This window comes from Pantoea dispersa (genome assembly GCF_035783935.1).
GTDB classification, from domain to species: Bacteria; Pseudomonadota; Gammaproteobacteria; order Enterobacterales; family Enterobacteriaceae; genus Pantoea; species Pantoea dispersa_C.
Window position 1 is genome coordinate 55,314 of sequence record NZ_JALKOV010000011.1, and the last position, 17,700, is coordinate 73,013.

The window sequence follows — 17,700 nt, forward strand, 5'->3', positions numbered from 1 at the left end:
ACCGATTGGTTCCTTAGTGAGGTGTTATGATGTCCGAACCGCACGCGTTAACTCCCGATCCGCGTCGCTGGGCGATGTTCATCGTTCTGCTGACAGGCGCGTTTTTACCGCCGCTGGATTTCTTTATTGTCAATGTGGCGCTGCCCTCGATTCAGAGCGATTTGGCCACGTCCGGCTCGGCGGAGCAATTTGTCATCTCGTCCTATGCCGGGTTTTATGCCGTCACGCTGATTACCGGCGGTCGCCTCGGCGATCTGTTTGGCCGCGGGCGCATGTTCTTCATTGGGCTGACCGGGTTTGCGGCGGCTTCTGCACTTTGTGGCTTTGCCTGGTCGCCGGGCGCGCTGATTGCCGGCCGGGTGCTGCAGGGCATCACTGCAGCGATTATGGCCCCGCAGGCGCTGGCTTCGATTCAGGCGATTTTCCCGGAAGCGGAGAAATCGCGTGCGCTGAGCCTGTACGGCGCGGTATTTGGTCTGGCTTCGGTGATCGGCCAGGCGCTGGGCGGCGTCCTGATCTCACTCAACCTGTTCGGTAGCGGCTGGCGCGCCATTTTCCTGGTCAATCTGCCGGTGGCGCTGCTGGTGCTGCTGTTTGGCGTGCGGTTAATTAAAGAGACGCGCGCACAGCACGCGCGCAAGCTGGATTTTGGCGGAATGGGACTGTCGATGATGACGCTGGGTCTGCTGATCGTGCCGCTGATTGAAGGACGGGAAGCGGGCTGGCCGCTGTGGGCCTGGCTATCGCTGCTGCTGGTGCCGGTGCTGGGCAGTCTGTTCTGGCGCTATGAAAGCCGGCTGGCAAAGCAGGGCGGCGATCCGCTGATCGATCCGGCGATCTTCAGCGTGCCGGGTCTGGGGCTGTCGCTGCTGCTGGCACTGCTGTTCTACTCGATTGGCGTATTCTTCCTGCTGTTCTCCATCTATTTACAGGGCGCGCTGCATCAGGGCGTACTGAGCGCCGGGCTGATCTTCCTGCCATTTGGCGCGGGCTTTTTACTTGGGCCGCTATCCACGCCCGCTGCGCGACGGCTGATTGGGCCTTACGTTAACGCCACTGGGATGGTGCTGGAAGTGGTCGGCCTGCTGGGCCTGGCGTGGCTGATGGCCAGCACGCCGGTCGGGGTGTCACCGTCTGGGCTGCCGCTGGCCGTGGGGTTGTTTGTGGTGGGGTTTGGTCAGGGACTGGCGCTGCCGACGCTGATGCACATCGTCACCGGACGCGTGGCACCCGCCTGGGCCGGGATGATTGCCGGTATCGCCAGCTCCACGTTGCAACTGAGCACGGCACTGAGCGTGGCGATTATCGGCGGGATCTTTTATGCCGTGCTGGGCACGGGCAAGGGGCCGGGATAAATTACCCATGCCTTCATCGTGGCGATAGTGTGTATGTCGATCTGTCTGGCGGCCGGCGCGCTGTTGAGCATCCGGCTGGCGCGCAGGCCTGCCACACAGGCGGCGGTGCTTAAACCGCTCAGCTAAGTTCGCTCGCTCTAACCAATCGCGTCCATTCCTCAGAACGACATCGTGACACCGGCGTACCAGGCGCGGCCCGGTTCGTTATAGGTCGATGCCCCGGCATTCTCGCGGTACACGCGCTTATCAAACAGGTTGTTGATACCGGCGTTGGCGCTGAGGTTTTTGGTGATGTCGTAGTTGAGGTTCAGCCCGACAATGGAATACGGGCTGATTTCACGCTGCGACAGACCGCGGCTGGCCTCCAGACTGGTTTCCGCATACTGGCGTGGCTTCTGCCGACCGTACTGCGTCCAGTTGATGTTGGCGCTCAGCGCCTCGGTCGCCTGCCACTCCAGCTGCGAGTTGATGGTGAATTCCGGAATCACCGTCAGCGGATTACCGGTTTTTTTGCTCTCCGAGCGGAACATGTAGGTGGCATTGGTGCGCCACTCCAGCGTGTCGGCGATCAGCGGGATGCTCAGATTGCCTTCCAGCCCTTCGACAATCGCTTTACCGCCGTTTTCCCAGCGCAGCAGGTTATACGAGCCGGTTGACACCACCGGCGTGGTGCCGGAGATGATCTTGTTTTTGTAATCGTTGCGGAACCAGGTGATGCCCGCGACGTAGCCCTGATTGCTGAACTCAATGCCCACTTCTTTATTCACGCTGATCTCGGGATCGAGATCGCTGCTGCCCAGCAGGTAACAGCGTGACAGGCCAATCGGGCAACCGTTACCGCGCGTCGACAGGATATAGCCCTCAGTGGACTGATACAGATTTGGCGCTTTAAAGGCGCGCGCGATACCGGCTTTAAGCGTGAAGTAGTCGCCGAGGCCCTGCGACAGGTTGAGGCTCGGGCTCCAGTTAGCGCCAAACCGATCGTGATAGTCGAAGCGCAGGCCGGGAATCACTTCAGTGGAGTCAGTGGCGGCGATGTTGTCTTCGAAATAGAGCGAGCTGATGGTGGCGCTGTTTTTACTGTCACGCTGCGTGCCGTCGCTGGAGACGCCGCCGAAATCGACGCCAGGTGCGCTGGTGGCCTGGACCGAGGCCGGATCGTTGAGCGTATCGCGATTCCACTCAGCACCCAGCGTGACGGTTTGATCGACCAGCAGCTGCAGCGGGAAGTTGATCTCGCCGCCGGCACGATAGCTCTCCAGCCGGCTGGTGGCGTACGTATCGCTGTTGATCATCCCTTCGGTGCTGCCGCCGGAACCTTCTTTCAGGCGAGTGTTGTTGGTTTTCTCATAGCTAAAGTTGAGCTTTGAAGTACCCCAGTCCCAGATGCCGTTATGCACCACACCGTAATTCTGGCGATACAGGCGGTTGGTTTCGCTGCCGTACAGCGCTTCCACCAGCCCGTTGGCGCTGGCATTGCTGTTGCTGTTCTGCGTGTCGCCGGCGTAAATATTGCCCTGGCGACTGTAGCCGTAGCTGAAATCAACAATCTGCGTCGGGGTGATTTTCCACGACAGCACGCCGTTGATGTCTTTGTTACGCACGCCTTCGCGTCCGGCGGCGTAAGATCCATTTTGCGCGGTATTGATGTCGAAGGCGTCGGCATCGGTTTTATTCAGGTTGCCGTATAGCCGCATGGTGAGTGCATCTCCGGCCAGCGGGCCGCTGAGATTAAAGTTTGCACGGCGGGTGGCGCCTTCTTTGTCATCTTCTGGCTGGTTAGTGAACAGCGACAGCGAGCCGTGCCAGTCATTGGTCGGGCGTTTGGTAATGATGTTGACCACACCGCCGGCCGCGCCGGAGCCGTAGCGTGCGGCGGCCGGACCGCGTATCACCTCAATGCGCTCCACCATTTCCGGTGGCACCCAGTTGGTATCTCCGCGCGAGTCACGCTCGCCGCGCCAGCTGTAGCGCACCGAGTTGCGCGACGTTACCGGCACGCCATCGATCAGCACTAAGGTGTTTTCCGGGCCCATGCCGCGAATATCGATCTGCCGGTTGTTACCGCGGCTGCCGCTGGCGCCGTTACCGGTGAGGTTGACGCCGGGCATTTTGCGGATGATGTCCGCGAGGTCATTCACCGGCGGGCTTTTTTTGATGTCTTCCGCCGTGATGGTGGAAACGCCCGGCTGCTGCTTCAGCTCCTGTTCTGCCGTCACAATCATCGACTCATCGTCGGCCAGCTTCTCCGTGGGTTCAGCGGCAAAAACCGGTGAGGTTAACAGGCCTGCCAGGCACAGCGCGACGGGACGCTTTTTGCCACACATGGTTACATTCACTTATATCATCTCCCTGATGCGTTAACATTTGTAAGCAAATGCGCATGATAATGAGAATGGTTCGCATTGTATATTGATGTGCGGCTTCTTTACATAACGGCGTAAAACAGCGGATTTCATTGCCGTTTTGTCAGCTTTTGTCAGCAAGGCGGATCGCCGCTTAAACGGGAAAGTGATGGTTAAAAGGTAAATGATGCGGTCTTACAAGATAAGCAGGTGCCTGATTTGCGGTAACTATCTGAATTTATCCCGGCGGCAGGGCCGCGTTCCGGCCTGCAACGTACCCTATTGCCAGATTCCGGCAATAGATATCTGTTTTTCGCATTTGTGATCGCTGCCTATCTTCCTGAGAATGGCTGCGGGACGTTCTGAGGATGACAATCCTTTGCGCTGCGCGGCTTTACGTGACATGAGCAAAGGGAAAAATACATCGCTACCTCGACGCCTTTTCCCTGCCGGGAAACATTTTACATATCAGGAGAAAGGTTCCAGTGAAATTCGCAAAAGGTATCACCCTTTTCGCACTCGCTCTCAGTGCGCACACCGCGTTTGCCGCCGAACAATCCGTCCCCACCGACAGCTCACTGCATGTTCAGGTTGATGCCGCGCTGAAAAGCCTGGTGCCTGCCGACGTGGCGAAGCGCGGCTATATTGTGGCAGGAACCAACCCCAACACGCCGCCTACTACCTTCTATAAAGAAGACAACAAAACGCTGGCCGGTCGTGAAATTGACATCATGAACGCGGTCGGTGAGCGTCTCGGCATTCAGGTGCAGTGGCGCGATACCGGCGGCTTCGACAACATTATTCCTGGCCTGAAAACCGGTCGCTACGATGTGGCGCTGTCCAACATCAACGCCACGCCGGCGCGCGCCAAAATCATCGACTTCGTCAGCTATTACGACGCCAGCCGTCTGGGCATTATTTCGCGGAAAGACGCCAACGTGGCGCCGTTCAAAACCCTTGATGCGGTGTGCGGTAAAGAAGTCGGCGCCGGTTCCGGTACCACTCAGGTAACCCGTCTGGAAGAGGCCAGCAAAGCCTGTGAAGCCGCCGGCAACAAACCGATCAAAGTGTCGGTGTTCCCGGATCGCCCGGCGGGCGTGCAGGCGGTGGTGAGCGGTCGCGTGCCGATGTTCCTCGGTCCGTACGAAGGCCTGCTGTGGCAGGTGAAAGTGATCAAACCGCTGACCATGAGCGGCGAAATCACCGTGCATGACGCGCCGGTTTCGGTGGCCTTCCCGAAAGATTCCGCGCTTGAGCCCGCGGTGCAGGCAGCGCTCAACTCGCTGATCAAAGATGGCAGCTATCAGAAGATCCTCGATAACTGGGGCATCGGCTTTGGTGCGGTTAAAGAGTCAAAACGTAATCAGGATATCTTTCAATGAGTGATTTTCACGACCACACCGACGATTTGAAGATCGTCGGTAAACGCTATTACGGACGCTGGCTCAGTGCGCTGGTGGTGCTGTTGTGCGTGGTGGCGATGGCGCACTCGATGATTAACAATCCACGCTTCGAATGGGGCGTGATTGCGGAAAACTTCACCGGCGAGTCAATCCTGCAGGGCGTGCTGATGACGCTGCAGCTGACGGCGATTTCGGTGGTGCTGGGCTTCGCTTTCGGTACGGTGCTGGCGCTGATGCGCCTGTCATCCAACCCGGTGCTGGTCGGCGTCAGCTGGTTCTATACCTGGTTTTTCCGTGGCGTGCCGATGCTGGTCCAGCTGTTCCTGTGGTACAACATCGCGGCGCTGTATCCGACCATTTCGCTGTCGTTGCCGGGGCTCGGCGAAATCTGGAGTACCCAGTCGAATGCGCTGGTCAGCCCGTTCAGCGCGGCGGTGATCGCGCTGGTGATGCATCAGTCCGCCTATGCGGCTGAGATTGTGCGCGCCGGGATCCAGAGCGTTGGCAACGGCCAGCTGGAAGCGGCCCGTGCGCTGGGCTATCGTCCGGCGCAGATTTTCCGTCACACCGTCTTACCGCAGGCGATGCGTGCCATCATGCCGCCAGCCGGTAATGAAATCATCGGTCAGCTGAAAACTACCGCGGTAGTTTCGGTGATTTCGCTGCAGGATGTGCTGTTTTCGGCGCAGATCATCTATCAGCGCACTTATGAAGTGATTCCGCTACTGCTGGTGGCGACGCTGTGGTATTTACTGATGACCTCGGTGCTGTCAATTGGTCAGTTCTACGTTGAGCGCTACTTTGGTCGTGGCGTGACGCGCCGTGAAAAGCGCAGTTTACTCAAGTCGCTGCCTGGTTTCTCCGCGCCGAAAGCTGAAAGGAGCGTAAGCAATGGCTGAAGCGATCGCCTTACGCAAGGTGACCAAGCGTTTTTCCGGCGTCACTATCCTCGATGAGGTCAATCTCGATATTCCCGCCGGTTCGGTGACGGTGATTCTCGGGCCGTCCGGCTCGGGCAAATCAACGCTGCTGCGCTGCATCAACCATCTGGAAAAACTGGATGGCGGTACCATTCGCATCGGCGGCGAGATCATCGGTTACAAACAGAAAGGCCAGGCGCTGCACGAGCTAAGCAGCAGCGAGATTGCCCGGCAGCGCGCCGAAATCGGCATGGTGTTTCAGCAATTCAACCTGTTCCCGCACCGCACCGTGCTGCAAAACATTGTGGATGCACCGATGCGGGTGAAAAAGCAGAGCCGCCAGCAGGCGACCAGCAAAGCGCTGTCGCTGCTAAAGCAGGTGGGACTGGCCGGGCGCGAAGAAGAGTGGCCGCAGAATCTCTCCGGTGGTCAGCAGCAGCGCGTGGCGATTGCCCGTGCGCTGGCGATGGATCCCGGCGTGATGCTGTTTGATGAGCCCACGTCTGCGCTCGATCCGGAACTGGTGGGCGAAGTGCTGCAGGTGATTAAACAGCTGGCGCACTCCGGCATCACCATGGTGATCGTGACGCATGAGATTGGTTTTGCGCGCGAGGTGGCCGACAACATCGTGTTTATGGAAGGCGGGCGGATTGTGGCGGCAGGGCCGACGCAGCAGGTGCTCGACGATCCGGAAAACGGCCGGGTAAGAAACTTTATTGCAACGGTGCTGTAAGCACCGTTTTTCATTTTTGACGCCAGGAAGCATGATGACGCAAAAACCGGTGATGCACAGCGCCCACTGGGGTGCTTTTACTGCCCGACAGCAGGGCGATCGGCTGACCATCGAACCGTTCCACGGCGATCCCGATCCCAGCCCGCTGCTGCAAAACTTTCACAACGTCCTGCATCATCCGGCGCGCGTGGCGCAACCAATGGTGCGGCGCGGCTGGCTGGAAAACGGGCCCGGCGCGGATCTGCGTCGGGGCGATGATGACTATGTGGCGGTTAGCTGGGAGCAGGCTTACACGCTGGTGGCGCGCGAGCTGCAGCGCGTGGGTGCAGCGTATGGGCCGGAAGGCATTTTTGGTGGCTCGTATGGCTGGTCGAGCGCCGGCCGCTTTCACCACGCGCAGAGCCAGGTGCACCGTTTTCTCAACACGGTGATGGGCGGCTACGTGCGCTCGGTCAACAGCTACAGCTCCGGCTCGGCTTCGGTGCTGTTGCCGCATATCGTTGGCGATATGACTGAGATCGCCCGCCGTGGCGTCAGCTGGGAAGAGATTGCCCGGCATAGCGAGATCGTGCTGGCGTTTGGCGGCCTGGCACTGAAAAACTCGCAGGTGGCGAGCGGTGGCCTGAGCGAACACACTGAACGCGGCTTTATGCAGCAGGCGGCTGCACGCGGCGCACGCTTTATTTCGGTGAGCCCGTTGCAGAGCGATCTGCCCGATGAAGCGCAGGGAGAGTGGCTGGCGCTGCGTCCCGGCACGGATACGGCTTTCATGCTCGGTCTGCTGTCGGTACTGATTGACGAGCGGCGCACCGATGAAGATTTCCTTGCGCGCCACACCGTCGGCTGGCCGCAAATGGTGGCCTATATTCGTGGCGAAGAGGACGGTACGCGGCGCGACGCGCAGTGGGCGGCTGAGATTTGTGGCGTCAGCGCGGCAACGATTACCGATTTTGCCCGCCAGCTGCACGGCAAGCGCGTGCTGGTGACCGTGGCGCACGCGTTGCAACGCGCGGAACACGGTGAGCAACCGGTATGGCTGGGATTGGTGCTGGCGGCCGCGCTTGGCCAGCCGGGACTGCCGGGCGGTGGTTACACCTATGCGCTCGGCGCACTCGGCCACTACGGTAAGCATCACAATCTGGTGAGTTTCCCGGCGCTGCCGCAGGGAAAAAACGGTATCGACCGGCTGATTCCGGTGGCGCGCATTGCCGATATGCTGCTGCATCCCGGCACGCAGTTTGATTACAACGGTCGGTGCTTAACCTATCCGCACATCCGTCTGGCCTACTGGGCGGGTGGTAATCCGTTCCATCATCATCAGGATCTGGCGCGGCTGCGGCAGGCGTTTTGCCAGCTGGATACGCTGATTGTGCATGAAACCGCGTGGACCGCCAGCGCGCGCCATGCGGATATCGTGCTGCCGGCCACCATGACGCTGGAGCGTGAAGACATCGGTGGTGCGCCGACCGATCGTCATCTGTTTGCCATGCAGCCGGTGGCGCAACCTTACGCGCAGGCGCAGGATGACTACACCATTTTTGCTGAGCTGGCGCGTCGTTTAGGGCGTGAAGCCGCCTTCACCGAAGGACGCGACGCACGCGGCTGGCTGCGCCATCATTATGCGCAGCTGCAGGAAAAACTGGCCGCGCATCAGGTGACGATTCCTGACTTCGACCAGTTCTGGCTGCAGGGCGTGATTGAACTGCCACAGCTGAAAGATGGCGGGCGGATGATCAATGCGTTTCGGGCCGATCCGGCGGCGGCACCGCTACCGACGCCGAGCGGCAAAATCGAAATCTTTTCCGCCACTATCGCCAGCTTTGGCTATGAAAATTGCCCCGGTCATCCGGTGTGGCGCGCGCCGCAGCAGCAGCCGGATGCGGAACATCCGCTGTGGCTGATCGCCAACCAGCCGGCGACGCGACTGCACAGCCAACTGGATTTTGGTGACTACAGTCTGAGCGGCAAACGCGAAGGACGTGAGGTGTGCAGCCTGCATCCGCACGATGCCGCCGCGCGCGGCATTACCGACGGCGACATTATCGAGTTGTACAATCAGCGCGGTCACGTGCTGGCCAGCGCGCGCGTTACCGAAAGCATTATGCCGGGGGTGGTGCAGTTACCGACCGGCGCCTGGTACGATCCGGTTGATCCCACCGCGCTGCGACCGCTGTGTCGCCACGGCAATCCGAATGTGCTGACGCTGGATATCGGCACGTCATCGCTGGCGCAGGGCTGTAGCGGACAAATCACCGTGGTGCAGCTACGCAAATACCGCGGCGAACTGACGCCGGTGCAGGCATTCATCCCACCGCAGCCGGTCAGCTACAGTCGCGAGATTATCTGAGGCCGTAGAGCGCTTCACCTACCGCATCAAACAGCCGGTCCAGTTCGGCCGGCTGAGTATCAAACATCGGGCCGAACTGCAGCGTATCACCGCCAAAGCGGACGTAAAAGCCGGCTTTCCACAGCGCCATGCCCGCTTCAAATGGCCGCACGGTCGCGTCGCCGTCACGGGGTGCCAGCTGAATGGCGCCAACCAGCCCGCAGTTACGGATGTCCACCACCTGCGGACACTCGCGCAGCCCGTGCAGCGCACGTTCAAAATGCGGGGCCAGGTCGGCTGACTGGCTAATCAGCGCCTCGTTTTCCAGCACGTCCAGCGTCGCCAGCGCGGCCGCGCAGGCCACCGGATGCGCCGAATAGGTGTAGCCGTGGGCAAACTCAACTGCGTGCTGCGGCAGCGGCTGTGACATAAAGGTGTGATAGATTTCGCTGCTGGCTACCACGCCGCCCAGCGGAATGGCACCGTTGGTGATCTGCTTGGCGAAGTTGAGCAGATCCGGCGTGACGCCAAAATATTCCGCGCCGCTCCAGCGTCCCATGCGGCCAAAGCCGGTGATCACCTCGTCAAAAATTAGCAAAATATCGTGCTGCGTACAGATCTCACGCAGGCGCTGCAGGTAGCCGCGCGGTGGAATAATCGCGCCGGCGGAGCCGGACAGCGGCTCGACAATCAGCGCGGCAATAGTCGATGCGTCGTGCAGCTCGATCAGTTTCAGCATCTCATCCGCCAGCGCTTCGCCGCCGCTGGCGGGCTGGCCGGGGGTGAACGCCAGTTCAGGCTGCAGCGTATGCGGCAGGTGATCAACGTCCAGCAGCTGTCCAAACGCTTTACGGTTGCCGCCAATTCCGCCAAGGCTGGTGCCGCCAATATTCACGCCGTGATAGCCGCGCGCGCGACCAATCAGCCGGGTCTTATTGGGCTGCCCTTTGGCCCGGCACCAGGCGCGCGCCATCTTCAGGGCGGTATCCGCTGACTCCGATCCCGAACCGGTGAAAAACACGTGGTTAAGATCGCCGGGCATCAGGCTGGCGATGCGCTCGGCCAGCTGAAACGACAGCGGATGGCCGTACTGAAAGCCGGGCGAATAATCCAGTGTACCCAGCTGCTGCGCCACCGCCTGCTGGATTTCACGGCGCGTATGGCCCGCGCCGCAGGTCCACAGTCCGGACAGGCTATCGTAAATCTGGCGACCGTCGGCGTCGGTCAGCCAGCGGCCGTGCGCGGCGACGATAAAACGGGGATCCTGATGAAAATAACGGTTGGCGGTGAATGGCATCCAGTGCGCCTGCAAATTCAGGTCGGCGGTATTGATTGGCTGTGGCATCGGGTTTCCTCCGGCGGGTAATAAGCAGAGTTTGCAATCCGCACACGGTTAAGTTAAATGCTAATTAACTTGTCTTCAGTTATGGATTTACTCACCTGAATGAAAAAGAAAACGCTGGCCCAGGTCACCGACTTTGACCTCAAACTGCTGCGCGTGTTTAAAACCGTCAGCGAGTGCGGCAGCTATTCCGCTGCCGAAAGCCTGCTCGGCATTACGCGTTCGGCCATCAGCCTGCACATGAGCGATCTGGAGAAGCGGTTGGGCATGCGCCTGTGTCAGCGCGGTCGCGCCGGCTTTGCGCTCACTGATGAAGGACGTGAGATTCTGCGCCACAGCGAGACCATGATGGCGGCGGTGGAAGATTTTCGCCAGCAGGTCAATCAGCTGCACCAGCAGCTGCGCGGGGAGTTCAACATCGGCATCATCAACAATCTGGTGACGCAGCCGCGCATGCGCATCACCCATGCGCTGACGGCACTGCGCGAAAGCGGGGCAGGGGTGCGCATCAATATCAGTATGCTAACCGCGGCAGAGATTGAGCGCGGCCTGCTGGAAGGACGGCTGCACGTGGGCGCGCTGCCGATGACGGCACCGGTTTCCGGGCTGGCGTACGCCCAGCTGTACGATGAACCTGCGCGGCTTTATTGCAGCAATACGCATCCGCTGTTTCGCCACGCGGAGCAGCCGGAGCAGCACGCCCTGACGGCCTGCGATGCGATAGCGCCGCTGTTTCGCATGCCAGCGGAGGCGATTGCGCTACATCAGCAGCTAAACTGCAGCGCTACCGCTTCGGACCGCGAAGGGATCGCGTTTCTCATTCTCACCGGACGCTACATCGGGTTTTTGCCGGAACACTATGCCGCACAGTGGGTGGAGAAAAATCAGATGCGCGCCCTCGCGCCAACGCAATTCCATTACCTCAGCAAAATCGCCCTCGTCACGCGCCAGGGTCCGCGCCACAACGCCATCCTGCAACGCTTTTTGCAGGCGCTGGCGCTGGAGCAGCAGGGCAGTTAGCGCCTTGCTTAACGCATTCTAGTTACAACATACTTTTAACTTGTTGTATCACGCCAGCCTGAACACCGTGCGGGTAAAGTCTGACAGCGAAACGGAGGGCTGGCGCAGCGGTGAGGAAAAGTGGGCGAAAAAAAGGGGAGAACCCAATGTTCTCCCCTGATGCATAATGGCTTTATGCGCGCTGCGGTTCGCCGCGTACCGGACGATCGCCCGCCACGAAGTAATCCGCTTCGCTGCGCGGCAGCGGCTGACGGCCACGAATGTTGTCGGCGATCTTCTCGCCAATCATGATGGTGGTGGCGTTCAGGTTACCGGTGATGATCAGCGGCATAATTGAGGCGTCGACCACGCGCAGCCCCTGCAGACCGTGTACGCGACCTTCGCCATCCACGACCGCCATTTCATCGTTGCCCATTTTACAGGTGCCGCACGGATGGTAAGCGGTTTCCGCATGGTTGCGCACAAACTCATCCAGCTGCTCGTCGCTCTGGCACTCCAGCCCCGGACTGATCTCTTTGCCGCGATACTTATCCAGCGCCGGCTGGTTGATGATTTGCCGTGTAATGCGGATGGCATCGCGGAACTCATGCCAGTCCTGCTCGTGCGCCATGTAGTTAAACAGAATCGCCGGATGACGGCGCGGATCGCGCGACTTAATGCGCACGTGACCGCGGCTCGGCGAACGCATCGAACCGACGTGACACTGGAAACCGTGCGCTTCTACCGCATTCGAGCCGTTGTAGTTAATTGCCACCGGCAGGAAGTGGTACTGAATGTTTGGCCAGGCAAACTCTTCCCGGCTGCGGATAAAGCCACCGCCTTCAAACTGGTTGCTGGCACCAATCCCGGTGCCTTTGAATAGCCACTCGGCACCGATTTTGGGCTGGTTCCACCACTTCAGCGCCGGATAAAGCGAGACCGGCTCTTTGCACTCGTACTGCAGGTACATCTCCAGATGATCCTGCAGGTTTTCACCGACGCCCGGCAGGTCGTGCACCAGCGGGATGTCATGCTGCTGCAGCAATGCCGCCGCGCCAACGCCGGAGCGCTGCAGAATCTGCGGCGAGGCGATAGCACCGGCGCACAGCAGCACTTCACGCCGCGCATGCACGGTGTGCGACGTATCGCTGGCGCCGTGCAGATACTGCACGCCGACCGCGCGTTTTCCGTCGAACAGAATGCGATCGGTGGTGGCGTGAGTGATAATTTTCAGGTTCGGGCGCTGTTTCGCCGTATCGAGATAACCGCGCGCGGTACTGGAGCGGCGGCCCTGCGGCGTCACGAATCGGTCCATTGGACCAAATCCTTCCTGCTGATAGCCGTTGAGATCGTCGGTGCGCGGATAGCCCGCCTGCACACCAGCTTCAATCATCGCCGCGAACAGCGGATTGTTGTCCGGCTTGCAGGTGGTGATGCTCACCGGGCCTTCACCGCCATGATAGTCATTCGCGCCGATATCGCGCGTTTCTGACTTACGGTAGTAGGGCAGGCAGTCGCGGTAGGTCCAGTTTTCCAGCCCCGGCTGCTGCGCCCAGTTGTCGAGATCCATGGCGTTTCCACGGATATAGCACATGCCGTTGATCAGTGACGAGCCGCCCAGCCCTTTACCGCGTCCGCACTCCATGCGGCGGTTATTCATGTGCGGCTCAGGCTCGGTTTCATACGCCCAGTTATAGCGTTTGCCCTGTAACGGCCAGGCCAGCGCCGCCGGCATTTGTGTACGGAAATCAAAGCGGTAATCGGGACCGCCGGCCTCCAGCAGCAGGACGTTCACGCTGCTGTCTTCGGTCAGTCTTGTTGCCAAAACGTTCCCTGCGGATCCGGCTCCGATAATGATGTAATCAAATTCCATTAGTCGCTCCTCAGGTTATAGCTTAATTAAAATACCGACTGAAAACGGGTGAGTTCGACCTGCACAGACTTCACCTGGGTGTAGCTCTGCAGCGTCATCAGGCCATTCTCGCGGCCGATACCGGAGTGCTTATAACCGCCCACCGGCATTTCAGCGGCTGATTCGCCCCAGGTGTTGATCCAGCAAATGCCCGCTTCAATCTGGTGAATCACGCGGTGCGCGCGGTTGAGATCCCGGGTGACCAGGCCAGCCGCCAGACCGTATTCGGTGGCGTTGGCGCGGCGCACCACTTCTTCCTCGCTGTTGTAGGTCAGGATCGACATCACCGGCCCGAAAATCTCTTCGCGCACAATGGTCATCTCATCACGGCAATCGGTGAACACGGTCGGTTCTACCCAGGCACCGTTATCAAACGCTGCGCCGCTCAGACGTTTACCGCCGCACAGCAGGCGCGCGCCTTCGCTGATGCCGGATTCGATATAGCGCAGCACATTGTCACGGTGCGGGAAGCTGACCAGCGGGCCAAAGTTGGTGGCCGGATCGTTGACATCGCCGGCTTTGATGCGCGCTACGCGTTCAGCGATTTTTGCCTCAAACGCCTGCTGCAACGCCGTCGGCACAAATACGCGTGTGCCGTTGGTGCACACCTGGCCGGAGCTGTAGAAGTTCGCCATCATGGCGATGTCGGCGGCGAGATCGAGGTCGGCGTCGTCAAACACGATCAGCGGCGATTTGCCGCCCAGCTCCATGGTCACCTCTTTCAGCGTGGAGCCGGCCGCGTTGGCCATCACTTTTTTGCCGCTGGCCACGCCACCGGTGAAGGAGATTTTGTCGATGCCCGGATGGTCGGTCAGCAGCTGACCGGTTACCGCGCCGCGTCCGTTCAGCACGTTGAACACGCCGTCCGGTACGCCGGCTTCGCTGTAGATTTCTGCCAGCTTCAGCGCGCTCAGCGGCGTCACTTCGCTGGGTTTAAAGATCATTGCGTTACCGGCCGCCAGCGCCGGTGCAGATTTCCACAGCGCGATCTGAATCGGATAGTTCCATGCGCCAATACCGGCGACCACGCCAAGCGGTTCGCGGCGCGTATAGACGAACGAGGTATCACGCAGCGGGATCTGCTGGCCTTCCAGCGCCGGAATCAGGCCGGCGTAATACTCCAGCACGTCGGCGCCGGTCACAATATCCACCGCCTGGGTTTCACTCAGCGGTTTACCGGTATCGAGGGTTTCCAGTGCCGCCAGCTCATCGTTACGCTCGCGCAGAATATCGACCGCGCGGCGCAGAATGCGCGACCGCTCCATCGCCGTCATGGCCGCCCAGATTTTCTGGCCTTTTTTCGCGGCGGCGACCGCGCGATCGACATCGGCCTGCGCGGCTTCATGGACCTCGGCCAGCACTTCGCCATTGGCCGGGTTGATGGTCTGGAATGTGTCGCCCGCTGCGGCTGCAACGTATTGACCATCAATGTATAAATGCTGCTCGGTGAATCGGGACATGGTTGCTCCTTCCTCAGTGATTCGCGGCGCCAGCCAGCTGCTGGCGAATGAATTGGGTGGTGAGCGTTCTGGCAATCGCCAGATCAAACGGTTTGCCGCTCAGCGCGGCGCGCAGCCACAGGCCATCAATCAGCGCGGCCAGACCGTGCGCTGCCTGCCGCGCCTGCTCACGCGGTAGCTCGCGGCGAAACTCGGCGGCGAGCGTGGAAAACAGGCGACGGCTGCTGACGCGTTCCAGGCGACCCAGCTGCGGCTGATGCATGCTGCTGGCCCAGAAGTCCAGCCACGCTTTCATTGCCGCGCTGTGCACCTGGGTGTCATCGAAGTTACCTTCGACAATCGCCAGCAGACGCGCTTCGGTGTCGGCTGCCGCCAGCGGTTTCAGTCGTGCGGCCACCGCATCCCGCAGCTGACGCGTCACGTCGCGCATGGTGGCTTCCAGCAAACCGTTTTTGTCTTTGAAGTAGTGGCTGATGATGCCGGTCGAGACCCCGGCGCGCCGCGCAATCTGCGCAATGGTCGCGTCATTGATCCCGACGTCGTTAATGGTACTCAGGGTCGCATCAATCAGTTGCCGACGACGTATCCGCTGCATTCCCACCTTTGGCATGACTCCAGCTCCACCGCAATGTAAGACCCCTATTAAAACTTTTTTTGATTGCACGTTCAATATAAAAAAGAATCTTGTTAGGATACTGTGCTTCGGTTGTTATAAAAGCGCAACGGGAAGGTGAACATTGCACCGTGCCGCGCATTCAGGAGGGAAAACAGGAGAACAACACCGATAAGGTCGATCGCGACGACCCTGCTACTTCATTGAATAATTACAGGAAATTAACCAGAGGTAACCGATGATTAATCCACCTGCCAGTGAAAAAGACAGAATCAATCCCGTGGTGTTTTACACCTCTGCCGGACTGATTCTGACATTTTCACTTGTCACTATTTTTTACAGCGACCTCGCTGCCGGCTGGATTCAGAGCGCCGTCAACTGGGTGTCGTCCACCTTTGGCTGGTACTACATGCTGGCCGCCACGCTGTATATCGTGTTCGTCATCTATATGGCCTGTTCACGCTACGGCGCCATCAAGCTGGGCCCGGAGCAGTCCAAACCGGAGTTCAGCCTGCTGAGCTGGTCGGCGATGCTGTTTGCCGCCGGTATCGGTATCGATCTGATGTTCTTCTCGGTGGCGGAACCGGTCACGCAGTACATGCAGCCGCCGGAAGGGTCCGGGCAGACCCTGGAAGCGGCGCGTCAGGCGATGGTGTGGACGCTGTTCCACTACGGTCTGACCGGCTGGTCAATGTACGCGCTGATGGGCATCGCGCTCGGCTACTTCAGCTACCGCTATAATCTGCCGCTCACCATTCGCTCGGCGCTCTATCCGATTTTTGGCAAACGTATTAACGGCCCGATTGGCCACACGGTGGATATCGCGGCGGTGATCGGTACCATTTTTGGTATCGCCACCACGCTGGGTATCGGCGTGGTACAGCTCAACTACGGGCTGAAAGTGTTATTTGATGTGCCGGAAGGGCTGACGGCGCAGATGGCGCTGATTGTACTGTCGGTGGTGATTGCCACCATTTCGGTGACCTCGGGCGTGGATAAAGGTATCCGCATTCTGTCGGAGCTGAATGTCGCGCTGGCGCTCGGTCTGATTCTGTTTGTGCTGTTTATGGGCAAGACGGATTTCCTGCTCAACGCGCTGGTGCTGAACGTCGGTGATTACATCAACCGCTTTATGGGCATGACGCTCAACACCTTTGCGTTTGATCGTCCGACGCAGTGGATGAACAGCTGGACGCTGTTTTTCTGGGCGTGGTGGGTGGCGTGGTCGCCGTTTGTCGGCCTGTTCCTCGCCCGTATTTCCCGTGGCCGCACCATCCGTGAGTTTGTGCTCGGCACGCTGATTATCCCGTTCACCTTCACGCTGCTGTGGCTGTCGGTGTTCGGTAACGCGGCGCTGTACGAGATCATCCACGGCGATGCCGGTTTTGCCCAGGAAGTGATGGCGCATGCCGAGCGCGGGTTCTACAGCCTGCTGGCGCAGTATCCGGCGTTTAAGTTCAGCGCCTCGGTCGCCACCATTACCGGCATGCTGTTTTATGTCACTTCGGCGGATTCCGGCTCGCTGGTGCTGGGTAACTTCACCTCAAAACTGAAGGACATCAACAGCGATGCGCCAAACTGGCTGCGTATCTTCTGGTCGGTGACCATTGGCGTGCTGACCATGGGCATGCTGATGACCAACGGCATTTCTGCGCTGCAGAACACGACAGTCATCATGGGCCTGCCGTTCAGCTTCGTGATCTTCTTTGTGATGGCCGGGCTGTATAAATCGCTTAAAGTGGAGGATCACCGCCGCGCCAGCGCCAGCCGTGAGACCGCGCCCTATATTCCGGCGAGCAACGATCGCCTGAGCTGGAAAAAGCGGCTGTCGCGCCTGATGAACTACCCGGGCACGCGCTATACCCAGCAGATGATGGAAACGGTGATCTATCCGGCGATGCAGGATGTCGCCAAAGAGCTGGAGCTGCGCGGTGGCCGCGTTTCGCTGGAGAGCGTCGCGCCGGAAGAGGGCCAGCCACTGGGCTATCTTGATCTGCGCGTGCACCTCGGCGAGGAGCAGGATTTCGTCTATCAGGTGTGGCCGCAGCAGTATTCGGTGCCGGGCTTTACCTATCGTGCCCGCAGCGGTAAGTCGCACTATTACCGTCTCGAAACCTTCCTGCTGGAGGGCAGTCAGGGCAACGATTTGATGGATTACAACAAGGAGCAGGTGATCATCGACATTCTCGATCAGTACGAGCGTCACCTGAACTTTATCCATCTGCACCGTGAAGCGCCGGGCAGCAATATCACTTACCCGAGCGTGTAATATTGCGGGCAGCCGTGCAAGGC

The 17,700-nt window shown here is 59.6% G+C and carries 11 protein-coding genes and 1 pseudogene; 7 read left to right on the forward strand and 5 right to left on the reverse strand.

From position 1 onward, the window contains the following. The first annotated feature begins 29 nt into the window (after positions 1–29). A pseudogene (locus tag MXF20_RS19235) lies at positions 30–1,481 on the forward strand (MFS transporter). A 32-nt stretch (positions 1,482–1,513) separates the two neighbouring features. Here MXF20_RS19235 and MXF20_RS19240 read toward each other — a convergent pair. Next, entirely contained in the window at positions 1,514–3,682 is a 2,169-nt protein-coding gene (locus MXF20_RS19240) for a TonB-dependent siderophore receptor (RefSeq protein WP_325970977.1), read from the reverse strand. A gap of 503 nt (positions 3,683–4,185) precedes the next feature. Between MXF20_RS19240 and MXF20_RS19245 the strand changes: the two genes are divergently transcribed. The 4 genes from MXF20_RS19245 to MXF20_RS19260 are packed head-to-tail and all read left to right on the forward strand — an operon-like array spanning position 4,186 to position 9,103. Then, positions 4,186–5,082 (forward strand): ABC transporter substrate-binding protein, encoded by an 897-nt coding sequence (locus MXF20_RS19245; RefSeq protein WP_325970833.1) that lies wholly within the window; start codon positions 4,186–4,188, stop codon positions 5,080–5,082. After that, positions 5,079–6,002: an amino acid ABC transporter permease gene (locus MXF20_RS19250; RefSeq protein ID WP_325970835.1), complete on the forward strand. Its 924-nt coding sequence runs from the start codon at positions 5,079–5,081 to the stop codon at positions 6,000–6,002. The genes MXF20_RS19245 and MXF20_RS19250 overlap by 4 nt, the downstream gene beginning before the upstream one ends. Next, a complete protein-coding gene (locus MXF20_RS19255) occupies positions 5,995–6,756 on the forward strand; it encodes an amino acid ABC transporter ATP-binding protein (protein ID WP_058758829.1) in 762 nt (253 codons plus the stop codon). The genes MXF20_RS19250 and MXF20_RS19255 overlap by 8 nt, the downstream gene beginning before the upstream one ends. 34 nt (positions 6,757–6,790) lie before the next feature. After that, positions 6,791–9,103: a molybdopterin-dependent oxidoreductase gene (locus MXF20_RS19260; RefSeq protein ID WP_325970979.1), complete on the forward strand. Its 2,313-nt coding sequence runs from the start codon at positions 6,791–6,793 to the stop codon at positions 9,101–9,103. On the opposite strand, the gene MXF20_RS19265 is transcribed toward MXF20_RS19260, so the two are convergent. Further along, a complete protein-coding gene (locus tag MXF20_RS19265) occupies positions 9,096–10,427 on the reverse strand; it encodes an aspartate aminotransferase family protein (RefSeq protein WP_325970837.1) in 1,332 nt (443 codons plus the stop codon). The genes MXF20_RS19260 and MXF20_RS19265 overlap by 8 nt on opposite strands. Before the next feature lie 99 nt (positions 10,428–10,526). Here MXF20_RS19265 and MXF20_RS19270 point away from each other — a divergent pair, with 99 nt between their 5' ends. Then, a complete protein-coding gene (locus MXF20_RS19270) occupies positions 10,527–11,444 on the forward strand; it encodes a LysR family transcriptional regulator (RefSeq protein WP_325970839.1) in 918 nt (305 codons plus the stop codon). A 172-nt stretch (positions 11,445–11,616) separates the two neighbouring features. On the opposite strand, the gene betA is transcribed toward MXF20_RS19270, so the two are convergent. The 3 genes from betA to betI are packed head-to-tail and all read right to left on the reverse strand — an operon-like array spanning position 11,617 to position 15,405. After that, the gene (gene betA / locus MXF20_RS19275) at positions 11,617–13,296 is read right to left on the reverse strand and encodes a choline dehydrogenase (RefSeq protein ID WP_325970842.1); all 1,680 of its coding nucleotides are present in this window, start codon (positions 13,294–13,296) and stop codon (positions 11,617–11,619) included. A gap of 26 nt (positions 13,297–13,322) precedes the next feature. Further along, positions 13,323–14,795 (reverse strand): betaine-aldehyde dehydrogenase, encoded by a 1,473-nt coding sequence (gene betB, locus MXF20_RS19280; RefSeq protein ID WP_325970844.1) that lies wholly within the window; start codon positions 14,793–14,795, stop codon positions 13,323–13,325. A 13-nt stretch (positions 14,796–14,808) separates the two neighbouring features. Continuing rightward, entirely contained in the window at positions 14,809–15,405 is a 597-nt protein-coding gene (gene betI / locus MXF20_RS19285; RefSeq protein ID WP_325970846.1) for a transcriptional regulator BetI, read from the reverse strand. Positions 15,406–15,646: 241 nt separating this feature from the next. Here betI and MXF20_RS19290 point away from each other — a divergent pair, with 241 nt between their 5' ends. Further along, positions 15,647–17,677 (forward strand): choline transporter, encoded by a 2,031-nt coding sequence (locus tag MXF20_RS19290; protein WP_325970848.1) that lies wholly within the window; start codon positions 15,647–15,649, stop codon positions 17,675–17,677. Positions 17,678–17,700 lie beyond the last annotated feature (23 nt).